The following is a 19354-nucleotide window of genomic DNA, read 5'->3' on the forward strand; positions in this document are numbered from 1 at the left end:
GACCTCAGCCGTCGTGCACCGTGTCGAGGACCGGGACGAGGCGCCGCTTGGGCTCGTCGCCGCCGGTCACCTCCACCTCGTACATGCCCGGCCGGCCGGGCAGACAGGAGGCCGCCAGCACGCCGGGCCGACCCGGTACCGGTTTCAGGACCGGGGTCAGCATCTCGTCCAGGCCGTTGATCCCGCGCACCCTGCACTCCAGGTCCGCGCGGCGGGCGACCCCGTCGACCTCGATGGCGAACGGCTCGCCCAGCGCGGACCACTCCGGCGTGCACAGCTCGAACTCCGCCTCGTCCCCGAGCATGGCGCCCCGCTCCTCCGGGTGGCGCAGCCCGTGCATCAGGCCGGAGGCCATGTCGAGGACGCTGCGGGCGCGGATGAGGCCGCCGTGCTCGTGGTAGAAGTGCACCGGCCTTACGGTGCCCGGGAGTTGGGCCGCGTACTGGTACACCGTGCCGTCCCCGGTCCGCGGGTCGCGCTGGGGCCGGCCCTCGGCGTCGGGGAGCAGCCGGCCGTCGTTGGAGCGCTTGAAGAGGTACCGGCCGAACACCGCGGTGCCGTCGGTGAGCCGGTAGCTCGTCCAGGTGCGCTGGCCCATGCCGACGACCGTGACGTGCTCGGGCAGGGTGGTCCCGGCCCGGCTGGTACGCCAGTCCACGGCGGCCTTCGCCAGATCGCGCCGCCCGCCGACGGCCACGATGTCCTCGACGCCCGGCACCCGCATGTCGCCGTCGACCTCGTAGGCCCGGTAGGTGGGCAGCAGGTCGTACAGCCCCGGCATGGTCGAGGCGACCTGGCGCAGGGCCGCCGCCGGCACGGGCAGCGGCAGGCCCTTGCCGGCGTTGAGCATCAGCACGGCCTTCACCGAGCCGTTGAAGGGGGTGCCGACGGTCATCACCGCCCGGATGTCGTCCCGCAGGGTGCGGTCGCGGTGCAGGGCCTCGCGGGTGAGCAGGCCGCCCATGGAGTGGGCCACGAAGACCAGCCGGGCGGGCCCCGCCTCGGGGTCGGCCTCCACATACCGCCGGTGCTCGGGATGGGCGCGCCAGGCGTCCAGGTGGCGGCGGGCCGCGGCGGCGAGCAGGGCGCCGTTGTGCTCGACGGACAGCCGCCAGTCGTAGGGGAAGGGGAGGAGGGCGGCGGAGTCCACCACGCTGCGCCGCATCTCCGCGACCATGGCGCTGTAGGGGTGGGCGGAGCCGAACCCCGGCAGCAGTTCGGCGCTCTCCAGGAGACCGGTCACCTCGACGCGTCCGGTGCGGCCCTCGCGCTCGTCCTCGGTCACCGCGAGCTGCCGCAGGCGCTCGGTGTGGGCCCTCGCGGTGTAGGCGAGGAGCTTCCCGACCCCCCATAACATGCGGCCGGTCCCGGCATCCCTGAGTTCACTGCCCATGATGCCGGGCACGATCACCACGGCGTCGTGCAGCCTTCGTCCCGGATTTCTTCTGCGCATGAGCTTCGCCTCGAACGCTCTGACGGTCCGCGTTCTCGCGGCCGATGTCACGGACGGAATCCAAGAGGCTAGCACAGCAGACCACGCTCTGTGACCGCCTCAACTGACCTGCTCAACCTGGGAGTTGCCCCTTCCGCTTGAGCGTTCCCCGCCTCACGGGAAGGTCCCGGGACACCGGGCCGAGGCGGCCCGCGGACCACGCGCTTCGAGGTCCGCCCGCGTGTCGCGGCCACCGGCGAGCGGCAGGACGGCGCACACTGCCCTATTTTTTAATAGGTGACCGAAAGGCCCGTTTCGTCATGCCGTGCCTCGTGTCCCGATGACTCAGAGTCACCCCAGGAGGGCGCAATGTACCGCTCCGAGACCGGACGACCGGCGACGGGGTGCCCCTGATGGCCGGGCCCGAGGACAGGACGTCGCCGAGGCAGCCGGACGACTCGGACCTGCATGTACGCCTGCGGACCGAGCTGGGCCGCATGGACAAGCAGATGCGCGGCCTGCTGGACGCCATGGACCGGCTCCAGGGCCTGCTGGACGCGGTGGTCGCCATCACCCGGGAGAACGAACTGCCCTCGGTCCTGTACCGCATCGTGACCACCGCCATGGACCTGGTCGGCGCGCGCTACGGGGCGCTCGGCGTGCTCGCCCCCTCCGGCGACAAGCTGGAACAGTTCATCACCGTCGGCCTCACCGAGGAGGAACGGGCCGACCTCGCGGGAACCGACTTCCCCCACGGCCGGGGAGTCCTCGGGCAGCTGATCCACCACCCCGAGCCCCTCCGGGTCGACGACATCGCGGCCCATCCGTCCTCCGTGGGCTTCCCGGAAGGGCACCCGTACATGGGCACCCTGCTCGGCGTCGCGATCAGCGTCCGCGGCGAGATCTACGGCGACCTCTACCTCTCCGAACGGCACGACGGACAGCCCTTCGACGCCGACGACGAGAACGTGGTCATCGCCCTGGCCGGCGCCGCCGGCATCGCCATCGAGAACGTCCGCCTGTTCGAACGGGTCCGTGACGGCGCCGAACAGTTCCAGCGCCTGCTGCTGCCCACCCTGCCCGATCTGCGCCCCTTCACCGCCGCCGCGGTCTACCGGCCCGCCGCCGAACCCAGCCAGCTCGGCGGCGACTGGTACGACGCCATCCCGCTGCCCGGCGACGTGGTGGCGGTGGTCATCGGGGACGTCGTCGGCCACGATCTGCGGGCCGCGGCCGCCATGGCCTCCACCCGCAACATGCTGCGCGCCCTGCTGTTCGACCGGAGGAGCGCGCCCGGCACCATCCTGTCCCAACTGGATCACACCCTTCAGGCCATCACCGATAACCCCATCACCACCACCACGCTGGCGCGTATCGAACCGGAGGAGGCGGGCTGGCGGCTGTCCTGGAGCACCGCCGGTCACATGCCGCATCTGCTGATCGCACCGGGACACCCGGCGAAGTACCTGTTCGCCGAACCCGGCCTGCCGCTCGGCGTCGACCCCGCGCAGCACCGCCCCGACCACTCCTGCCACGTGCCGCCGGGCGCCACCATGCTCTTCTTCACCGACGGCCTGGTCGAACACCCCGACCGCCCGATCGACCAGAGCCTGATGGAACTGACCGACCTCGTCGCCGAGTACGCCTCCCTCCCCCTGGACGACTTCGTCCAGGCCCTCGCCGACCACCACCCCAGCGACGGCCACGACGACATGGCGATCCTGGCCCTGCGCGCCCCGTCGTCCTGACCGGACCGGACGCCGGCCCGCCGGCGCCCCCTCTCCCTCACCCTCACCGGCCGTCCCCAGCCGTGGAGGATCCCCCCGATACGGCGGATGATGGTGGCCGGGGCGGTGTCGATGCGGAGGTCGGCCCGATGACGGTCCCATGGCACGGAGCACTCCGGCGCGGCGGCATGGCCGTCCTGGAGATCTGCGCCGTCGCGGCGCTCTACTACGGCTCCGCCGAGCTGGGGCTGCTCCAGCAACTGGTGCGCGGCCAGGTCACCCCCCTGTGGCCGCCGACCGGTATCGCCGTGGCGAGCCTGCTGCTGCGCGGTCCGCGGATCTGGCCGGGCATCACACTCGGCGCACTGCTGGCCAACTTCTTCCTCGGGCCGTCGTACGCGGCCCTCTTCCTGATCGTCGTGGGCAACACCCTCGCACCCCTGTGCTCCTACGCGCTCCTCCATCGCGCGGGCTTCCGCCCCGACCTGGGCCGGCTGTACGACGCCCTGGCGCTGATCTTCCTCGGCGCCTTCACCGGGACGCTGATCAGCGCGACGGCGGGCAGTGGGACGCTGGTCCTCACCGGTGCGCTGCCCACCGACCGGTTCTGGACGACATGGTGGGTCTGGTGGACCGGTGACGCGATGGGCGTCCTGGTGGTGACACCGGTCCTGCTCCTGCTCAGCGGGGCACATCTGCCCAGGAACGTGCCGCCGTCGCGCTGGGCGGAGGCACTGCTGCTCCTCGCTGCCACCGCCTGCATCGGAGTCATCGACATCGGCAGAACCCCCTTGCTCTTCCTCGGCTTCCCACTGCTGATCTGGGCGGCCTTCCGCTTCCGGCTGGCCGGGGCCGCGCCCTGCGCCCTGGCCATGTCGACCTTCGGGATCATCGCCGCCAAACACGGCACGGGACCGTTCGCCGGGCACGGTCTGCTCACCAACATGATCACCTTGCAGGCATACAACGGCTCCTCCGCGCTGACCGCCCTGCTCGTCGCCGCCGCCGTCAGCGAGCGGGACAGGTCCCAGAGGGAGATCGCCCGAGCCTGCGGCCATCTCGCCGAACTGGTGTCGAGGCTCTCCAGTACCGGCGACCAGCAGGTCAGGCCGCCGCCCCAAGCCTCGGAAAAAGAACCTCGGCACCACCCCGGTTGATCGCGTCGAGCTGCCCCGGCTCGAAGCCGTCGTATCCGTCGAGCATCGAGTCGAAGAGGGTGCCGTACTCCTCCGCGGCGAAGGGCGAGTCGCTGCCGTAGAGGATGTGGCCCGGAGCCGCGAAGGCGAGCAGGGAGGGCAGGGCGGAGGGGCTCGCGGACAGGGCGGTGTCGAAGTAGAAGCGGCGCAGGTCGGCCAGGATGCCGTCGGGCGTGGTACCGGGGTTGAACGGGGCGCCGAGGGTGAACCGCCAGGCGGCGTAGGGCAGGAAACCGCCCGCGTGGGAGAGGATCACCTTGATCCGGGTGTGCCGGCTCATCACGCCGTTGAGCGTCATGTGCAGCGCGGTCCGGGTCGTGTCGAAGGGGAAGTCGACCACGGGACCGGGCAGGCCGTCGAGCATGGGCAGCGCCGAACCGGTGGGGTGGATGAACACCACGGCGCTACGGGCGTCCAGCTCGGCCCAGAGCGGGGCGAACGCCTTGTCGCCGAGGTAGCGGCCGTGGGCGTTGGACATCAGCACCACGCCGTCGGCGTGCAGCTCGTCCAGCGCGTAGGCGGCCTCGGCGAGCGCGCCGTCCACGTCGGGCAGGGGAAGGGCGGCGAAGAGCCCGAAGCGGTCGGGGCGGTCCTTGACCAGCTCCGCGCCGTACTCATTGACATTCCGCGCCACCGCGCGGGCCTCCGCGTCGTCGCCGAAATGCGTGCCCGGCGCGCTGACCGAGAGGACGCCGGTGGCGATCGAGCGGCGGTCCATCACCGCGATCGCGCTCTCCGCGTCCCACGCGGGCGTGGGCCAGCCGGCGGCCGTGGCCCCGTGCCGCTCCATCACCTCCCGGTAGGCCCGCGGGATGAGGTGCTGATGGACGTCGATGCGTCGAGAAGCGGACATCCTCTCTTACCTCCCTAACATTTAGGGTGCTAACGATTGCTTTGCTAAAGTAGCACCCATGAGCGACAGACGCAACAGCCTTCCCGACGCCGCCGACTCGGCGCCGGACGGCGACGTCGGCGCGGAGGCGATCTCCCAGGCGGCCGACGCGCTCTTCTTCGCGATGCGCCGGGCCCGCTCGACCGGCGCCGAGCAGCACGGCGGCCTCTCCCTGGCCCAGGTGGCCCTCCTGGAACCGCTGGCCACGGAGGCGGACCTGCCGGTGGGCCGGCTGGCGAGCAGCGCGGACGTGAGCGTGCCGACCGCGACCCGGATGCTGCAGCAACTGGAGACGAAGGGGATGGTCGTACGCCGCCGCTCCCCCGAGGACGAACGGCGCGTCCTGGTCAGCCTCACCGACGACGGCGCCGAGCGGCTCACCGCACTCCAGGGCCGTCTGCGCGAGCGCCAGGCCCGCGCCTACGAGGCCTTCACCCCGGCCGAGCGCGCCCTCCTGGTCACCCTGCTGCACCGCCTCACGGACCTGGTCGCCGACACGGGCACCGACTGAACCCGCCGGCCGGGGTGCGGGCGCGCCCGTGGAGAGCCGCGGCTTCGACCGCGAGGCCCCTTACCGCCGTCCGTCCGACACCCACCTCCGGTCGGCGTTCCCGCGGAACCGCGCGCACCTGACAGACACCGCCGCGGCCGCCACGCGGGACCTCTCACCGGACACGGCGACCACGTCGGCCGGCCGGGCCGCGACGGCCGCCTGCTTCGCCGAACACCTGCGCGAGGAGCTGATCCTGCACCGCCGGGACCTGACCGGCGACCGTACGGCGGTGCGAGCGCGCAACGAGCCGCAGACGACGGAACACCGCGTCGTCTCCGTCGGCAGCCCCCTCCTCGCCCGCGGCCGGTCCGGCCCGACTCCCGCCCCGGACGAGCGGTTCGTCGCCCGCCTCCGCACCCCCGGCACGGACGACATCGCGCTGACCGCCGACACGGCCACCGCCGGCATCCGCCCGGCCGCCCCCGAGGGACCCGCCACCATCGAGAGCGGACGCCGCCACCCGCCTCCTCCTCCGGTGAGGCCGCCGCCCCGCCGGCCCCTCCCGCCGGCACAGCTCGGCGGGCCCGGAGCCCCTGCGCGGGGTGCGGATCCTTCTCGGCGGCTACTGACCGGCCATGTCCAGGTAGTTCATGAACCAGTGGGTGTCGAAATAGCGGGCCAGCGTGTACGGATGGTGCGGGTCGACGAGGATGCGGCAGACGAACTCCGCCGTCCCGCAGTCGAAGGAGAGGTCCTCGCCGTCGAAGGACCGGACCACGACGGGCCAGCGGTCGGGGTCGTCGCCGTCGGTCCGCCAGCAGTACAGGTCCTCGTGCTCCGTACCCGCCCAGATGAGCAGCCCGTCTTCCCTGAGATGCGTCCACGGTTCCTGGTTCAGATCCAGGAAGCCGTCGAAGGCGCCCTCGCCGAACATCTCGACCATGCGCTTGTAGTCGTGCGGCAGCGCGGTGCCCAGGCGCGACTCCGGCTCCGCCCAGTCCACGTCCGGCCGCCACGCGGGATCCGTCCAGCCGGTGATCCGTATGAGCCGCCGCACCCAGTCGGCGTCCTCTCCCGGAGCGACCGCCAACGGTTCGGGCACCTGTCTGCGAGCGACCGCCAGCACCGGCCGCTCGGTCCCCTCGGCGTCTCGCGCCGTACCCGTGCCGACCCACTGATCCCCGTACGCCCACGCCCGTATCGTGACGGCCCGGCCCTCGAAGGGCAGGAGGAGCGCCGCGCCCCTGGCCTCGTCCACCGTCGGATCGGTGAAGCCGTCGAGGACGAGGGTGCGCGGGGTGCCGTACCTGGCGCCGAGCAGGTCGGTCAGTTCCTGGGTGTCAAGGCCGACGGGCAGGTACATGTGGCCGCCCTCCGGCCCGAGACGGGTCAGCAGGTCGTTGACGGTCGCTTGGGTGAGCTCCATGGGGGACAGTGAAGCGCGCCCCACTGACAACGCGGCGCGTCACTGCTCCGCGATGAGCGCGGGCAGCTTGCGCATGTCGTGGAAGACGACGGTGTCCGGTCCCTCAAGGCGCTCGGCCGGCGTGAGTCCCCCGGCGTAGCCGAACGCCCGCATCCCCGCGGCGCGCGCGGCCCGCACCCCGGGCTCGCTGTCCTCGACCACCACACAGGCAGCGGGGTCGACTCCCATGCTCCGGGCGGCGTGCAGGAACAGATCCGGAGCGGGCTTCCCGCGCGCGACCTCGGAGGCGCTGTAGACGCGCCCCGCGAAACGCTCGTACAGTCCGGTGCGCCCCAGGGTGTGCCGCATCTTGTCATGGGACCCGCTGGACGCCACGCACGTCGGCAGTGTGATCGCGTCCAGAGCCTCCACCAGCCCGTCCACAGGGGCGAGTTCGGTGTCCACCGCCTCCCGGTGCAACCGCTCGAACCGCTCCGCCCAGACCGCCGCGATCGACGCGCCCAACCGATCGGCGACCTGCTCGCGGATCGCGGCGTGCGAGCGGCCGATGAACCGGCCGACGACCTCGTCCTCGCTCAACGGCCAGCCCAGTTCCGCGCCGAGGGCGACCTGGAGGCGGACGGCGATGCGCTCACTGTCGACCAGTACGCCGTCGCAGTCGAATACGACGAGCTCTGTCGGCTTGATCATCCCGGCAGCATAAGCGCTTGCCCGGCGTGCCGCCCCTCTCCCCCGAGAGGTGGCACGCCGGGCCTGGTGTCCAGCTGTCGTACGACGCGTCACTCGTCCGAGGCCGGGTCCCTCCCCCGTGCGGATCTGACCTCGGATTCCCCGTGTGCGCCGCCGTGCCGACCGCCGTTTCCCCTTGGCGCGGTTCAGCAGGTGTGGAGCGTGAGCGAGTCGGCCGAGACGCCCCCGGCGTCGTCTCGATCTTCCTCTTCCAGTTGATCCTCGACGCGGTCCAGCAGCGCCTCCCAGCTCACCGGATCAATCTCTTCCGGTGGTTGCCGAGTCGGCGCCCGGCATGCCTCCGCCGCTTGGCGGAGTAGTTCGAATGTCTGGTACATCTCGCGTGCTTCCTCCCATGAGTTCGCGAGTGGACATGTTCTCCGGGTCGCTAGGACCCAACCTGGGCTCACGGGAGGCGACGTGCGGGCCCCCTCCCGTGAGCCCGAGTAGCGGCACTAGCTCGTCACGTCGCCCAGTACCTCGTCGTAGATCGTTTCCTTGTAGGGCTCCAGGGACTTGCACACGTCCTTGAACCTGCGGCTCACCGTATGCCGGTCGATCCTGAGGTGACGTGCGATCTCGGCCTGGCTGAGGCCCTCGACGATCGCGAGCCTGCCGACCGGGTACAACTTGCCGGTCAGCTTCTCGGCGAGGAACCGGTCGATGGCCTTGAGGCGGACCTCCCGTGCGTGGTCGCCCTCGTCCGCCTCGACCGGCACCTCGGGGAACTCGTGCACCGGGGAGGAGAGATCGCGGTCCCTGCCGCGCGCCGCGTCCGCGATGACGTCGCGCATCACCTTGCGCGCGAAGGCCCGTCCGCCGTCCCGCCGGTCCAGGACGAAGTCCGGCCTCGACCAGGCGCGCACCAGTTGCAGTACGCATGTCTGCACGAGGTCCTCCAGCAGGTACTGCATGCGCGCCTGACGCACCATGCCCTCCAGGAACGGCTTCAGCCGCTGCAACTCCCCGACCTGCTCGGCCGTCAGCCGTCGGCGGGGCTTGGGCTCCGGTGCGGGGCGGGCGCCGGGGACGGGGTCCGGCGGGGTACTCGGTGGGTCGTTCGGCTCCGTCGGCCCTCGAACATCGGGGGCGTTGCGCATAGGGACCAGTCCTTCCCGTCATTCGGCTAACTCGTCACTGGCCGGCGGCGGTTCACCGCTCGTCCATCCATGCCGTGGCGCGAACCGCGTACGGTGCGTTTCGGGCCCAGGACTTTGCAGAGGCGGCACTCAACTCAGCACCTGCAGAACGAAGACCGCGACTCCGACGCCCACGAGAAGGGCGACTCCGAGCGGCGGGTTGAGGAAGGCCACATAGGTGACCAGGCCCGCGAGGAACAGGATCAGCAGGGCGCGTTGAAGCTTGTGGACAGGATCCATTCGGGCTGCTCCAGGGGAGTACACGACGCCGGACCGGTGCCGGGCTCCGGCGCGACCGGCGTGCGCCGGTCTCACCAGAGCGGGCCGCACGGGCAAACCCCCGAAGGAGCACCGGGCTTGGTGACCATCATCACTTCGCGAACCGCGCCTGGCGCACCCCGCCTTCAGAGAAGGAAACGGGAAACAGCATCGATCGCCTTGTCCGCCCCCGAGCGGTTGCCGCACGCTTTCGTGCAGCGCCGACCCGGCCCGGACGGAGGGGCTTTGGAGGATTCCGTGGCACACCCGTCCCCCGGGTTCGGCGAGGAACTGAGGAAGCGCCGGCTCGCCGCCGGACTGAGCCTGACGGCCCTGTCCGGCGAAGTGCACTACAGCAAGGCGCAGTTGAGCAAGGTCGAGCGGGGCATCAAAACGCCCAGTCATGACCTCGCCCGGCTGTGTGACGCCGCGCTCGGTGCCGGCGGAGAGCTGATCGCCCTCGTCCCCAAGGGCGCCCCCGAAACACCCGCCGAGCCCGAGCCGGGCCAGATCGAGGAGGAGGACTGGATCATGGAGTTGTCGCCGGACGGTCCCAACCGGTTCCACCCCGTGGGGCGACGCCAGGTGATGGGCGCCGGTGTCGCCTCCCTGATGACCTGGCGCCCGGACGGCACGGGCCCGGCGACCCCGGCCGCGGGCGCGGGCATGCTGGAGGCGTCCCGCTCGCTGTTCACGCACTACCGAAAGCTCGGCCAGTCCGTGGCACCCGGACTCCTCCTGCCCGTGCTGATCGCCCAGACGCACACGCTGCGGGAACTGTCCGCCCACTCCGACCCCGCCACCCGTCGCCAGCTCCTCGCGCTGGGCTCCCGGTACGCCGAGTACGTCGGCTGGCTGGTGCAGGAGACCGGGGACGAGAAGGCGGCCCTGTGGTGGACGCGGCGCGCGGTCGATCTCGCGGCCGCGGGCGGTGACCGGGCGCTGGCCGGGTACGCGCTGGTCCGCAGGGCGCTGGTCACGCTGTACCGGGACGACGCCACGGAGACCGTCGCCCTGGCCCGCCGCGCCCAGAGCGGCACACTGCCGCCCAGGATCCGCGGGCTCGCCGCCCAACGCGAGGCCCAGGGCCACGCGTTGGCGGGCGACCGCACCGCCTGCCTCCATGCCCTGGACCGGGCCCGCGACCTGCTCGCCCGGCACGAGAGCGATGCCGACGAGCCGGTCATCGGCACCATGCACCTGCCCGACTCCGTCGCCATGGTCACCGGCTGGTGCCTGGTCGACCTCGGCCGGCCGAAGGAGGCGGGCGAGGCGCTCGACCGGCAACTCGCCCTGGTCGGCCCGGACGCGGTGCGCACCCGGGTGCGGTACGGGGTGCGCCGCGCGCTCGCCTACGCCTCCGCCGGAGAGATCGACCACGCCTGTGCGCTGACCGAGCCGCTGCTCGACGGCGTGGCGGCGGTGCGTTCGGCGACCGTCATCACCGATCTGCGCCGCCTCGCCCGCGTGCTCGCCCGCCACGCGGATCACCCTGCCGTACGCCGACTGGGCCCGCGACTCGGCACGTTGTCACGCCTGTCCACTTCCTGAAGGAGACGTCACCATGCACGAGGTTTTCATCAACTACCGCACCGGGGACGGGGACAAGACCGCCGCACTGATCGACGAGGAGCTGAAGCGCCGCTTCGGCCGTGACCGCGTCTTCCGCGCGTCGAGGTCCATCACCCCCGGCGAGGCCTTCCCCGACAAGCTGCTCACCACGGTGCGCCGCGCCTCCCTCCTCCTGGCCGTCGTGGGACCGGACTGGACGAACTTCCGGTCCCGGCTGAACAACCCGGAAGACTGGGTGCGCAAGGAGATCGAGGAGGCGTTCGCCTGCGAGGTTCCCGTCGTGCCCATCCTGGACGGCCGCAAGACCGCCCGGCTGGACAAGGCCGCCCTGCCGGACGCGCTGTCCCGGCTCGCCGACCTCCAGTCCGTCCCGTTCGACACCCAGGACGCCGAGACCGGCCTGCGGCGCGTCGGCGACCTCGTGGCCGACCTGGTCCCCGGCCTGACCGACCTGACCAGGGCCGAGGAGAACGCGTCACCGGGCTCCGTCACCAACTCGATCGACGACATGAGCGGAACCGCCGTACAGAGCCGCGACTTCACCGGAGACGTCGGCGGCACCGTCATCAAGGACGCCCACGGTCCCGTGCACACGGGCGGCGGCAGCATCTACCAGAACTCCCGCCATGTCTCGGGCGGCCGGCACTTCTCCGGCAACGGGATGACGTACTTCGAGGGCGACAACCACGGCGGCGTCCAGCACCGTTACGACGCGCCCGAACGGTGCGGGGACGACGGCCGGTGAGCCGGTTCGGCGGTACCCGCATCGACAGCTCGAACGCCTTCACGCACACGGGCGGCGGCGACTTCCATGTGCACCTGGGCACCGAGTCGCGGAATCCCCATGGACCTGCCTTCCACAAGGTCGCGGACGACCAACTCGTCTGGTTGCGAAGGATGCTGGTGGCCCCGGACAACATGGGCGAGGCCCGCGCCACGCTCGCCGACACCGGCACCGTCATTCTCGACGGAGCCCCGGGCAGCGGCCGTAACTCGGCCGCCAAGGTGCTCCTGTACGAGTACCACCGGGAAAGCGGCGTCTACAGCGAGCTGGTGCCCGGCGATGACGAGCAACTCCCCCTGCACGACCCGAGTTTGGTCGGAACCGGCGACCGCTTGCTGCTCGACCTGTCCGACGCCGCCCGATGGTCCGCCTCGCGGGCCGGCCTGTCCACCCTCCGCAAGTCCGTCCACGAGAAGAACGCACGCCTCGTGGTCGTCATGCCGCACCGCGACACGCTCGACCCCGATCTCCAGCGCTTCCGGGTCGAGATCCGTCGGCCCCCGGGCCGTCAGGTGCTCAGACGGCACCTGCGCGTGCACGGGCTGCCGTACGAGCAGTACATGCAACAACTCGACCCGGAAACGGAAGAGTTCGTCGCCGAGCGGCCGATGCGGGAGATCGCGGACCTCGCCGACCTGGTGCGCCGGGCCCGCGCGTCCGCTCGCCCCGGCGACGGGCTGGCGCAGTGGTGTGCGATCGCGAGGGGCGCGCGGAACGACCGGCGCGAGGAGGTCGCGGGGCTCGTGACCCGGCTGCCAGAAGCGCCCCAGCGCGCGCTTCTGGTGACCGTCGCCCTGCTGCACGACGCACACGCCGACGTCGTGCACCGCGCGGCCGCACTCCTGCTCAAGGCCCTCGGCCCGGGCTCGGGAGAGATCCCGCTGCTCCAGCACAAGGATCTCGCCGAGCGGCTCAAGGAGATCGGGGCCGGCACGGACGCGGACGGTCACGTGCGGTTCACCGAGCTGGACTACGACTCCGCCGTCCGCGCCCACTTCTGGGACCACATGCCCGACCTGCGCCCCTACCTCGGCACATGGGCGGCAGACGTCGTGGAACTCGACGATCCACACCTGACGCCGGCCGTCCGTGACGGACTGGTGGCGCGGCTGGCCGGTCAGTACCTGCGCACCGGGCGCCCGGAGGGGCTCGCGTCGCTCGCCGAGAACTGGAGCGCCGAGTCGGCGGCCCAGGTGCGTCTGGAGGCCGCGGTGCAGGCGCTGACCCGCGGCCTCGACGACCCGGCGCACGGCGGGACGTTCCGGAAGCGGATCTACCAGTGGTGCGCCTACAACCGCCTCACGGCAGAGTTCGCCCAAGTGCTCGTCCAGGTGTGCGCGGATGTCCTCGCGTCCAACCACCCGGACATGGCCCTGGTCCGGCTGTACCACCTGGCCCGGCGCGAACGCGGAACCACCCGCGCCTTGGACGCGCTGCGCGCACTGGTGGCGAAAAGCGGCCGGCTCCACCGCACACTGCTCGACCGCCTCACCAGGTACGGCGGCCCCACGCCCCCCGACCTCACCATCTTCCTGCACGTCAGCGACCCGGAGCTGCTGACGGACACCACCCGTACGGCGTGCGCGCTGGTGGAGGAGGCGGGCGTACGACGCTCCCTGACCGCCTGCTGGTGCGCCGTACTCGCCGGGTTGCCCCGGACGACATGGCAGTCGCAGGCGGCGGCCTGGCTGCACCGGGCCACCGAAGGTGCCGACCGCGTCGACGCGTCGCTGCTCGACCTTCTCGTCGACGCGGCGGAACAAGGCCGGGAAAGGCGCGGTGAGTTGTTCGCCGCGCTGTACGCGGCCGCCCGCGCCGCCGAACGTACGGCTCCGGGGGGACCCGTGCGGGCCGCCGAGACGACCGGGCTGCTGCTGCACAAGATCGGCGCGGCCCAGGGCCTCCGCCCGGCCGGCCCGCCACCGTCATCGACCAGGGGGACACGACCGTGACGACCGCGCGCAAGACGACGACCGTCTTTCTCACCATTCTGTGCGCCCTGCTGCTGGCCATCGTCGGCCTGACCGAGCGGTGGCCCGCCTGGACGTGGGCCACGCTGGCGGTTCTGCTCGTCGTCGTCCCGGCCGCCGCCATGAAGATCGCCGCCGTGCGCCGCGGGCCGGTGCCGGTCGTCTTCGAGGAACAGCTCACGGCACCGCCCGTCGAACGTACGGACTGCCAGGTGAGCCAGGTGGCGTTGCCCAGTCTCTGGGAGGACTACGACTTCGTCTTCTCGGCGACCGTACGGTGGTACCTGGTCGACTCGCCGGGCAACGCACCCGTCCTCAACCCCCCGGGGCTCGCCGCGGAAACGGTCCTGAACCGCGCCCGCGTCCTCACCGAGAAGCGCGAGCCGGGCCAGGCGTCGCTCGTCCAGCACGAACTCGGCGGCCTCCTCAGCCGGATGTTCCCCGACCCCACGGGACAACTCCAGGCCATGGCCGAGAACATCAGCCTCACCCTGCGCCCGCAGGACCAGGAACGCCTGGACCGGCTCGCCGAGGTCCGCAAGGACAAGGCGGTCTGGGAACACCAGCGCACGTACGAGCAGAGCAAACGCCAGTACCTGGGCGAGGACGTGCTCAAGGACACGGGCAGCGCCGTGGTCTGGTGGCTCGCCAAGAACGACGAGCACGTGGAGAAGACGGTCGCCGACCTCGGCCTGCTCGCCCGGCTCACCTCGGCGGCCAACGACTCGGACATCCCCGAGCGTCTCCAGGACCTCCTGTCACCGCCCCGTCCCGACGAGCCGATCGCCCCGGAACACCCCGAGGAACCCACGCGACGGCGGTCGGCGGCGGATCTCGTCGCGGACCTCTTCGACGCCATGGGCTTCACGGACGGAGATCCCCGCCGAGAGATGCTGGCCGCCCAGCTCGCCCACATCATCAAGGAGCAGAACCGCTACGAGACGGCCGAGGAACTGCTCCGCCGCTTCGCCCCTCCGGGGGACGAGGCCGCTTAGAAGGGTGCCGGAGGCGTGTCACCGACGCCGTCGGCGGCGGGCCGCATGACATTCCGGAGGCGCTTTCATCACCATGCGATGGTGCGCGGTTGGGGTGGCGTCGGTAGCGTGCGGTCTCCGGCCCGATCCGGCAGCCTCGGGTGATCCGGGCACGCGGCCGGGAGGAATCGGCTGTGGCGGATGAGTAGGCTGCGGTGCCGTTCTGTCAGGTCTGACATGCACCCTTCGAAAGGTCGCAGTTGAGCACGCCACCGTCGTATCCCGACCCTCGGCAGATGCCGGGACCGTATCAGCAGGGTCCAGGGCCGTATCAGCAGGCGCCCGGTCCGTACGCACAGGCTCCGGGGGCGTACGCGTCCGCGCCGGGGCAGTACGCGCAGCAGCCGGGGCCGGCTGCATACGCGCCCGCGCCCGCGGGACCGTACGGGCAGGCGCCCACGCCTGGTCCGTACCAGCAGGCACCCGCGTCCGGGCCGTATGCGCAGGCACCGGGGCCGTACCAGCAGGCGCAGCCGTACAGCGGTCCGATGGAGGGGTGCCAGATATGCGGGGCGGCGCCCGCGGCGCCCGTCACGGTGCGGGGGCATCAGGGCATGATCGTGGTCATGCGTTCCCTGCGCCGCAAGGGAACGATGTGCCGTACCTGTGGGCTGGCCACCTTCCGGGAGATGCAGGCCAACACCATGGTGCAGGGGTGGTGGGGTCCGATGTCGGTGGTCATCACGCCCATCACGCTGCTGATCAACCTCGCCTCCCTGTCCACGATCCGCCGTATCCCGGAGCCGGTCTCGGCCGGGCACCGGCCTCCGTTGAACCCCGGCAAGTCGGTGTTCGCGCGCCCGCAGGGAATCCTGGGGCTGATCCCGCTGTGCCTGGTGCTCGCCGTGGTGCTGCTCGCCGTCATCGGCATGGCGGCCGGGTCGAGCGAGGACGACGGCGCGGCGCCGGCCGTGAAGGTGGGGGCGTGCGCCGGCGCTTCGTCGTGCGTGGACCCGTTGAGCAGTTAGTCCCCGTTGGTCAACGTGGTCCAGGCCGCAGCCGGGGCCGGTGGGAAGGCCCCGGCTGTTCTCGCCCGGCGGGCGGTTACGCCCGTCGTCCCCGGGGAGGGGATCAGAAGTCGTCCGCGCCGTTGCGGAGTTCCGGGGTCCAGTAGCCGGTGAGGGCCTTCGCCGGGTCGACGGCGATACCCTCGCTGCCCGGGGCGGTGACGGCGATGACCGTCGGGTCGCCCGCGAGCATGACCGAGAACGCCGTCACGGGCTCGTTGTCCTCGTCGCGGCCGCCGTCGGACAGCTTGACCAGGGCGTAGGCCGGAGCGCCCGCCGCGAGCACGACCGGCCCGGCCGGCTTGCTCTTGGCGACGGCCGGGACGTCCTGCTTGTGGCTCTCCAGGAACTGGATGTGCGGGAAGCTCGTCAGCCGGCAGGAGCGGCGGGAGGTGTTCTTCGCCGTGAGCACGATGTGGGTGTAGGGGGGGCCGCCCTGCGTGGCGGCGGTGATGTGGACGTCACGCGCGGCACAGACGGGGGTGGAGGCGGACGCCTGCTCGCCGGTCGAGCCGGTCGAGCCGGTCGAGCCCGATGAAGTCGACGAACCGGTCGTCCCCGTGGAGCCGCCGGTGCCGGTGGAACCCGTGGAACCCGTCGGACTCGCGGAGCCGTTCGAACCCGTCGTGCCCTTGCCGCCGCTGTCGCCGCTCGGCGACTCCACCGTCACCGAAGAGCCCTGCGTGGGCGACGACTTGGTGTCCCCGTCGCCCTGGCAGGCGGTGAGGGACAGGACGAGGGCCGTGCCCGCGGCGGCGAGCAGGGCGGAGCGGTGCAGCGTGTTCATGGAGATCTCCCCCGTGAGTGGTTCGGGGCCGCGGCTCGGTGGCCGCGGCCGAAGTCATACCGCTGGTGTCGGTTCTCGATCGCCCTTGCCCGGCCGTTAGTCGGACGGCGGGCGCACGCGAAAGCGGACGGCAGGTGCACACGGCGTCGGACCGCGGGTGCACCCGGAATCGGACGGCGGGTGCACGCGAACTCGCCGAACCCGACATCGCGGAGTCCGGCAACTCGGTGTCCTGCGCCCTGCCTTGAGTTCACCACCTGCGGGTTCCGCGTCCCAGGCGGTTCTCCCGGCAGAAGTACCGTCGGCCATACTTCTGCCGGGGCTCGCATCCGTACGAGCCGGACGATCGGGGACGTCGACGGTGCGTGATGGCACGCCCCTCACGGGGGACTTCGGGCAGCGGCTGCGCCGGCTGCGGGCCCGCGCCGGGCTGAGCCAGGAGTCGCTCGCGCACACGGCCGGGGTGAGCGTCAGGGCCCTGGCCGACATGGAACGCGGGCGCACCCGGGGGCCGCAGCGCCGTACGGTCCAGGTCCTGGCCGAGGCGCTGGGCCTGGACGACGACGAGGCGGCGGCCCTGGAGAAGTCCGCCGCGCTGGGCCGCCCGCGCCCCCGTGCGGCCACCGGCCCGATCGCCCCCGGCACCCTGGCCCTGCCGCGCGACATCCAGGACTTCACCGCCCGCGGCCCGGCCCTCGCCCGGCTGCTGGAGCTGGCGCGCGACACCGGTCCGGACCGGCCGGCGGTCGCGGTCGTCGCCGGGCAACCCGGGCTGGGCAAGACCGCGTTCGCCGTGCACGCCGCGCACCGCCTCGCCCCGCACTTCCCGGACGGGCAGTTCGCCCTGGACCTGCACGGCATGGATCCGGAGCCGACCGCGCCCCGGGACGCGCTGGCCCGGCTGCTGGGCGCGATGGGGATCGCCGACGCCGCGATACCGGCCGGCACCGAGGACCGCGCGGGCCTGTGGCGATCCCTGGTCGGCGACCGGCGCGTGCTCCTGCTCCTGGACAACGCCGTCGACGAGTCCCAGGTCGGCCCGCTGCTGCCGGGCACCGGCGGGTCGCTGACCGTCGTCACCAGCCGCCATTCCCTCGCCGGTCTGGAGTCCGTCCACCGCAGTGATCTGACCCTGCTGCGGCGCGAGGAGGCGGTGGAACTCCTGACCCGCATCATCGGCCCGGACCGGGTCCGGGCCGAGGCACAGGCCGCACGCGATCTCGCCGACCTGTGCGGACATCTGCCGCTGGCCGTGCGGATCGCCGGGCAGCGGCTCCTCAGCCGCCCGCACGAACGCCTGAGCAAGCTCGTCGCGCGCCTCGCCGCCGAGGGCAGGCGGCTGGACGGACTCCAGGCCGGAAGCCTGCGGGTGCGCGCCGCCTTCGCGCTCTCGTACCGTCAACTACCTCCGGATTCACGGACGTTCCTGCGCCGTGCGTCGCTGGCCGCCGGAGCGGACTTCAGCCCCGAGACCGGCGCGCTCCTGGCCGGGCTTTCCTACGGCGAGGCGGTCGCCTGCGCCGAGGAACTGACCGACGCCGGACTGCTGCAGAGCGACGCCACCGCCGAGCGGTACCGCTTCCACGACCTGCTCAAGCTCTACGCGGCCGAACAGGTCGCCGCCGAGGACGGCCCCGAGATCCGCGACGAGGCCCTCGACCGGACCGCGCGCTGGATGCTGCGCCGGGCCACGGCGGCGGCGCTGCACTTCGACGTCGAACACGACGGGAGCGCCCTCGGCGAGAGGGACGGTGACCCGGACCCGGACGGAGCGCCCGCCGGCCGGGAGGAGGCGCGGGCCTGGCTGGAGGCCGAACGGGCCCAGTGGCTCGCCGCGCTGCGCCGGGCCCACGGCACCGGCCGGCACCGGCAGGTCGTGGACACGGCGCAGGCCATGCACTGGTTCTCCGACCTCAACCAGCACTGGGAAGAGTGGGTCGAGGTGTTCCAGCGCTCCGCCGACTCCGCCCGCCTGCTGGGCAGCAGCCGGGACGAGGCGGTCCACCTCAACTACCTCGCCTGGGCCTACAACATGTGCCTCTACGATCCCCACACCGCCCTGTCGACCGCCGACGCCGCGCTCGTGGCGGCCCGCGACTGCGGCGACGGCCTCCAGGAAGGCTGGGCACTCGGCTACGGCGCGGGCGCGCTGCACCGGCAGGGCCGGATGGAGGAGGCTCACGCGAGGCTGCGCGAGGCGGCCGGCTGCCTGGCCTCCCAGGACTCCCCGCAGGCCCGGCTGGGCGAGCTGACGATCCTCAACTCCCTCGGCACACTGCTCCGCCAGGCCGGCCGGGCGGCGGAGGCCCTGGAGGCCCACCGCCGCAGCGAGCGGATCTGCCGCGCGGGAATCCCGGGCCGTACCGACGAGTTGATCGCGCTCTACCACGCCGTCGCCCGGCAGCAGATCGGCAACGACCTCGCGGCCCTGGAACGCTGGTCCGAGGCCGAACCGCCCCTCCGCCAGGCACTCGCCGCCTTCGAGTCCGCCCACATGCCGGCCTGGGCCGGCCCGGCCCGCCTCGACCTGGGCCACGTCCTCAGCGCCCTGGCCCACCCGGAGGCCCGTGCGACGCTGCGCACCGCCCGCGACGACCTCACCGAGCTACGAAACCCACGCCAGGCCGAGGCCACGGCCGCCCTCACGGCCCTCGACGAGGCGGGCGCCGCCATGTGAGCGGCGGCGGGGGGCTCTGGCGCCGGTGACCGGGCATAACGGCGAATCACCTGGTCAGGCGCCTTTCGCCGCGGGCTCCGGAATCGCCACCCGCTCCGTCTGGTGCGTCGTCCGAGAGGTGTCGGCCCACCCGGGAAGCCGCCTGCGGTCACCGCCGGCGCCGCGAACCGGAGGCCGTCCGGTGCGCGACCGGGCGGCCGCCTCGCGTCCGGGGGCACGGGCCCGAACGGC

At 72.3% G+C, this 19354-nt stretch carries 17 protein-coding genes; 9 read left to right on the top strand and 8 right to left on the bottom strand.

What is annotated here, in order from left to right; genetic code table 11:
• Nucleotides 1-4: 4 nt before the first annotated feature.
• Nucleotides 5-1453, bottom strand: coding sequence for a lipase/acyltransferase domain-containing protein (locus tag ACWDD7_RS20795; protein WP_450458414.1), 1449 nt, complete (start codon nt 1451-1453; stop codon nt 5-7).
• Nucleotides 1454-1845: 392 nt separating this feature from the next.
• On the opposite strand from ACWDD7_RS20795, the gene ACWDD7_RS20800 reads away from it, so the two are divergent.
• Complete coding sequence (locus ACWDD7_RS20800) at nt 1846-3180, top strand: PP2C family protein-serine/threonine phosphatase (protein ID WP_450458415.1); 1335 nt, start codon at nt 1846-1848, stop codon at nt 3178-3180.
• Nucleotides 3181-3308: 128 nt separating this feature from the next.
• Nucleotides 3309-4316, top strand: a complete 1008-nt coding sequence (locus tag ACWDD7_RS20805; protein ID WP_450458416.1) for an MASE1 domain-containing protein — start codon at nt 3309-3311, stop codon at nt 4314-4316.
• Here the strand turns inward: ACWDD7_RS20805 and ACWDD7_RS20810 are convergent.
• A complete protein-coding gene (locus ACWDD7_RS20810; RefSeq protein WP_351864676.1) occupies nt 4264-5208 on the bottom strand; it encodes an amidohydrolase family protein in 945 nt (314 codons plus the stop codon). The genes ACWDD7_RS20805 and ACWDD7_RS20810 overlap by 53 nt on opposite strands.
• Nucleotides 5209-5266: 58 nt before the next feature.
• Between ACWDD7_RS20810 and ACWDD7_RS20815 the strand changes: the two genes are divergently transcribed.
• Nucleotides 5267-5758, top strand: a complete 492-nt coding sequence (locus ACWDD7_RS20815; protein WP_450458417.1) for a MarR family winged helix-turn-helix transcriptional regulator — start codon at nt 5267-5269, stop codon at nt 5756-5758.
• Nucleotides 5759-6362: 604 nt separating this feature from the next.
• On the opposite strand, the gene ACWDD7_RS20820 is transcribed toward ACWDD7_RS20815, so the two are convergent.
• The 5 genes from ACWDD7_RS20820 to ACWDD7_RS20840 form a co-directional block, all read right to left on the bottom strand.
• A complete protein-coding gene (locus tag ACWDD7_RS20820) occupies nt 6363-7166 on the bottom strand; it encodes an SMI1/KNR4 family protein (RefSeq protein ID WP_450458418.1) in 804 nt (267 codons plus the stop codon).
• A gap of 39 nt (nt 7167-7205) precedes the next feature.
• Nucleotides 7206-7856 (bottom strand): HAD family hydrolase, encoded by a 651-nt coding sequence (locus ACWDD7_RS20825; protein ID WP_351864685.1) that lies wholly within the window; start codon nt 7854-7856, stop codon nt 7206-7208.
• A 185-nt stretch (nt 7857-8041) separates the two neighbouring features.
• Complete coding sequence (locus ACWDD7_RS20830) at nt 8042-8233, bottom strand: hypothetical protein (protein WP_351864688.1); 192 nt, start codon at nt 8231-8233, stop codon at nt 8042-8044.
• A 117-nt stretch (nt 8234-8350) separates the two neighbouring features.
• A complete protein-coding gene (locus ACWDD7_RS20835) occupies nt 8351-8995 on the bottom strand; it encodes a sigma-70 family RNA polymerase sigma factor (protein WP_450458419.1) in 645 nt (214 codons plus the stop codon).
• Between the two features lie 129 nt (nt 8996-9124).
• A complete protein-coding gene (locus ACWDD7_RS20840) occupies nt 9125-9274 on the bottom strand; it encodes a hypothetical protein (RefSeq protein WP_450458421.1) in 150 nt (49 codons plus the stop codon).
• Nucleotides 9275-9550: 276 nt separating this feature from the next.
• Here ACWDD7_RS20840 and ACWDD7_RS20845 point away from each other — a divergent pair, with 276 nt between their 5' ends.
• The 5 genes from ACWDD7_RS20845 to ACWDD7_RS20865 all read left to right on the top strand — a co-directional run bounded on the left by ACWDD7_RS20845 (nt 9551) and on the right by ACWDD7_RS20865 (nt 15620).
• Nucleotides 9551-10843 (top strand): helix-turn-helix domain-containing protein, encoded by a 1293-nt coding sequence (locus ACWDD7_RS20845; RefSeq protein ID WP_450458422.1) that lies wholly within the window; start codon nt 9551-9553, stop codon nt 10841-10843.
• A 13-nt stretch (nt 10844-10856) separates the two neighbouring features.
• Nucleotides 10857-11609: a toll/interleukin-1 receptor domain-containing protein gene (locus tag ACWDD7_RS20850; RefSeq protein ID WP_450458423.1), complete on the top strand. Its 753-nt coding sequence runs from the start codon at nt 10857-10859 to the stop codon at nt 11607-11609.
• Entirely contained in the window at nt 11606-13600 is a 1995-nt protein-coding gene (locus ACWDD7_RS20855) for a hypothetical protein (protein ID WP_450458424.1), read from the top strand. The genes ACWDD7_RS20850 and ACWDD7_RS20855 overlap by 4 nt, the downstream gene beginning before the upstream one ends.
• The gene (locus ACWDD7_RS20860; RefSeq protein ID WP_450458425.1) at nt 13597-14613 is read left to right on the top strand and encodes a hypothetical protein; all 1017 of its coding nucleotides are present in this window, start codon (nt 13597-13599) and stop codon (nt 14611-14613) included. Before ACWDD7_RS20855 ends, ACWDD7_RS20860 begins: the two co-directional genes overlap by 4 nt.
• Before the next feature lie 605 nt (nt 14614-15218).
• Nucleotides 15219-15620 (top strand): hypothetical protein, encoded by a 402-nt coding sequence (locus ACWDD7_RS20865; protein ID WP_450458426.1) that lies wholly within the window; start codon nt 15219-15221, stop codon nt 15618-15620.
• A gap of 103 nt (nt 15621-15723) precedes the next feature.
• Here the strand turns inward: ACWDD7_RS20865 and ACWDD7_RS20870 are convergent, their stop codons facing one another.
• Nucleotides 15724-16446 carry a DUF4232 domain-containing protein gene (locus ACWDD7_RS20870; protein WP_450458427.1) on the bottom strand — a complete coding sequence of 241 codons (723 nt, stop codon included), beginning with the start codon at nt 16444-16446 and terminating at the stop codon, nt 15724-15726.
• A 361-nt stretch (nt 16447-16807) separates the two neighbouring features.
• On the opposite strand from ACWDD7_RS20870, the gene ACWDD7_RS20875 reads away from it, so the two are divergent.
• On the top strand, nt 16808-19123 hold the full coding sequence (locus ACWDD7_RS20875) for an ATP-binding protein (protein ID WP_450458428.1): 2316 nt from the start codon (nt 16808-16810) through the stop codon (nt 19121-19123).
• Nucleotides 19124-19354: the final 231 nt, after the last annotated feature.

It is taken from the genome of Streptomyces sp. NPDC001056 (assembly GCF_053598955.1).

Excerpts from the sequence above, each read along its gene's own strand:
- ACWDD7_RS20795 (WP_450458414.1), bottom strand. The coding sequence starts at position 1,453 with ATGCGCAGAAGAAATCCGGGACGAAGGCTGCACGACGCCGTGGTGATC.
- ACWDD7_RS20800 (WP_450458415.1), top strand. The coding sequence starts at position 1,846 with ATGGCCGGGCCCGAGGACAGGACGTCGCCGAGGCAGCCGGACGACTCG.
- ACWDD7_RS20805 (WP_450458416.1), top strand. The coding sequence starts at position 3,309 with ATGACGGTCCCATGGCACGGAGCACTCCGGCGCGGCGGCATGGCCGTC.
- ACWDD7_RS20810 (WP_351864676.1), bottom strand. The coding sequence starts at position 5,208 with ATGTCCGCTTCTCGACGCATCGACGTCCATCAGCACCTCATCCCGCGG.
- ACWDD7_RS20815 (WP_450458417.1), top strand. The coding sequence starts at position 5,267 with ATGAGCGACAGACGCAACAGCCTTCCCGACGCCGCCGACTCGGCGCCG.
- ACWDD7_RS20820 (WP_450458418.1), bottom strand. The coding sequence starts at position 7,166 with ATGGAGCTCACCCAAGCGACCGTCAACGACCTGCTGACCCGTCTCGGG.
- ACWDD7_RS20825 (WP_351864685.1), bottom strand. The coding sequence starts at position 7,856 with ATGATCAAGCCGACAGAGCTCGTCGTATTCGACTGCGACGGCGTACTG.
- ACWDD7_RS20830 (WP_351864688.1), bottom strand. The coding sequence starts at position 8,233 with ATGTACCAGACATTCGAACTACTCCGCCAAGCGGCGGAGGCATGCCGG.
- ACWDD7_RS20835 (WP_450458419.1), bottom strand. The coding sequence starts at position 8,995 with ATGCGCAACGCCCCCGATGTTCGAGGGCCGACGGAGCCGAACGACCCA.
- ACWDD7_RS20840 (WP_450458421.1), bottom strand. The coding sequence starts at position 9,274 with ATGGATCCTGTCCACAAGCTTCAACGCGCCCTGCTGATCCTGTTCCTC.
- ACWDD7_RS20850 (WP_450458423.1), top strand. The coding sequence starts at position 10,857 with ATGCACGAGGTTTTCATCAACTACCGCACCGGGGACGGGGACAAGACC.
- ACWDD7_RS20865 (WP_450458426.1), top strand. The coding sequence starts at position 15,219 with ATGCGTTCCCTGCGCCGCAAGGGAACGATGTGCCGTACCTGTGGGCTG.
- ACWDD7_RS20870 (WP_450458427.1), bottom strand. The coding sequence starts at position 16,446 with ATGAACACGCTGCACCGCTCCGCCCTGCTCGCCGCCGCGGGCACGGCC.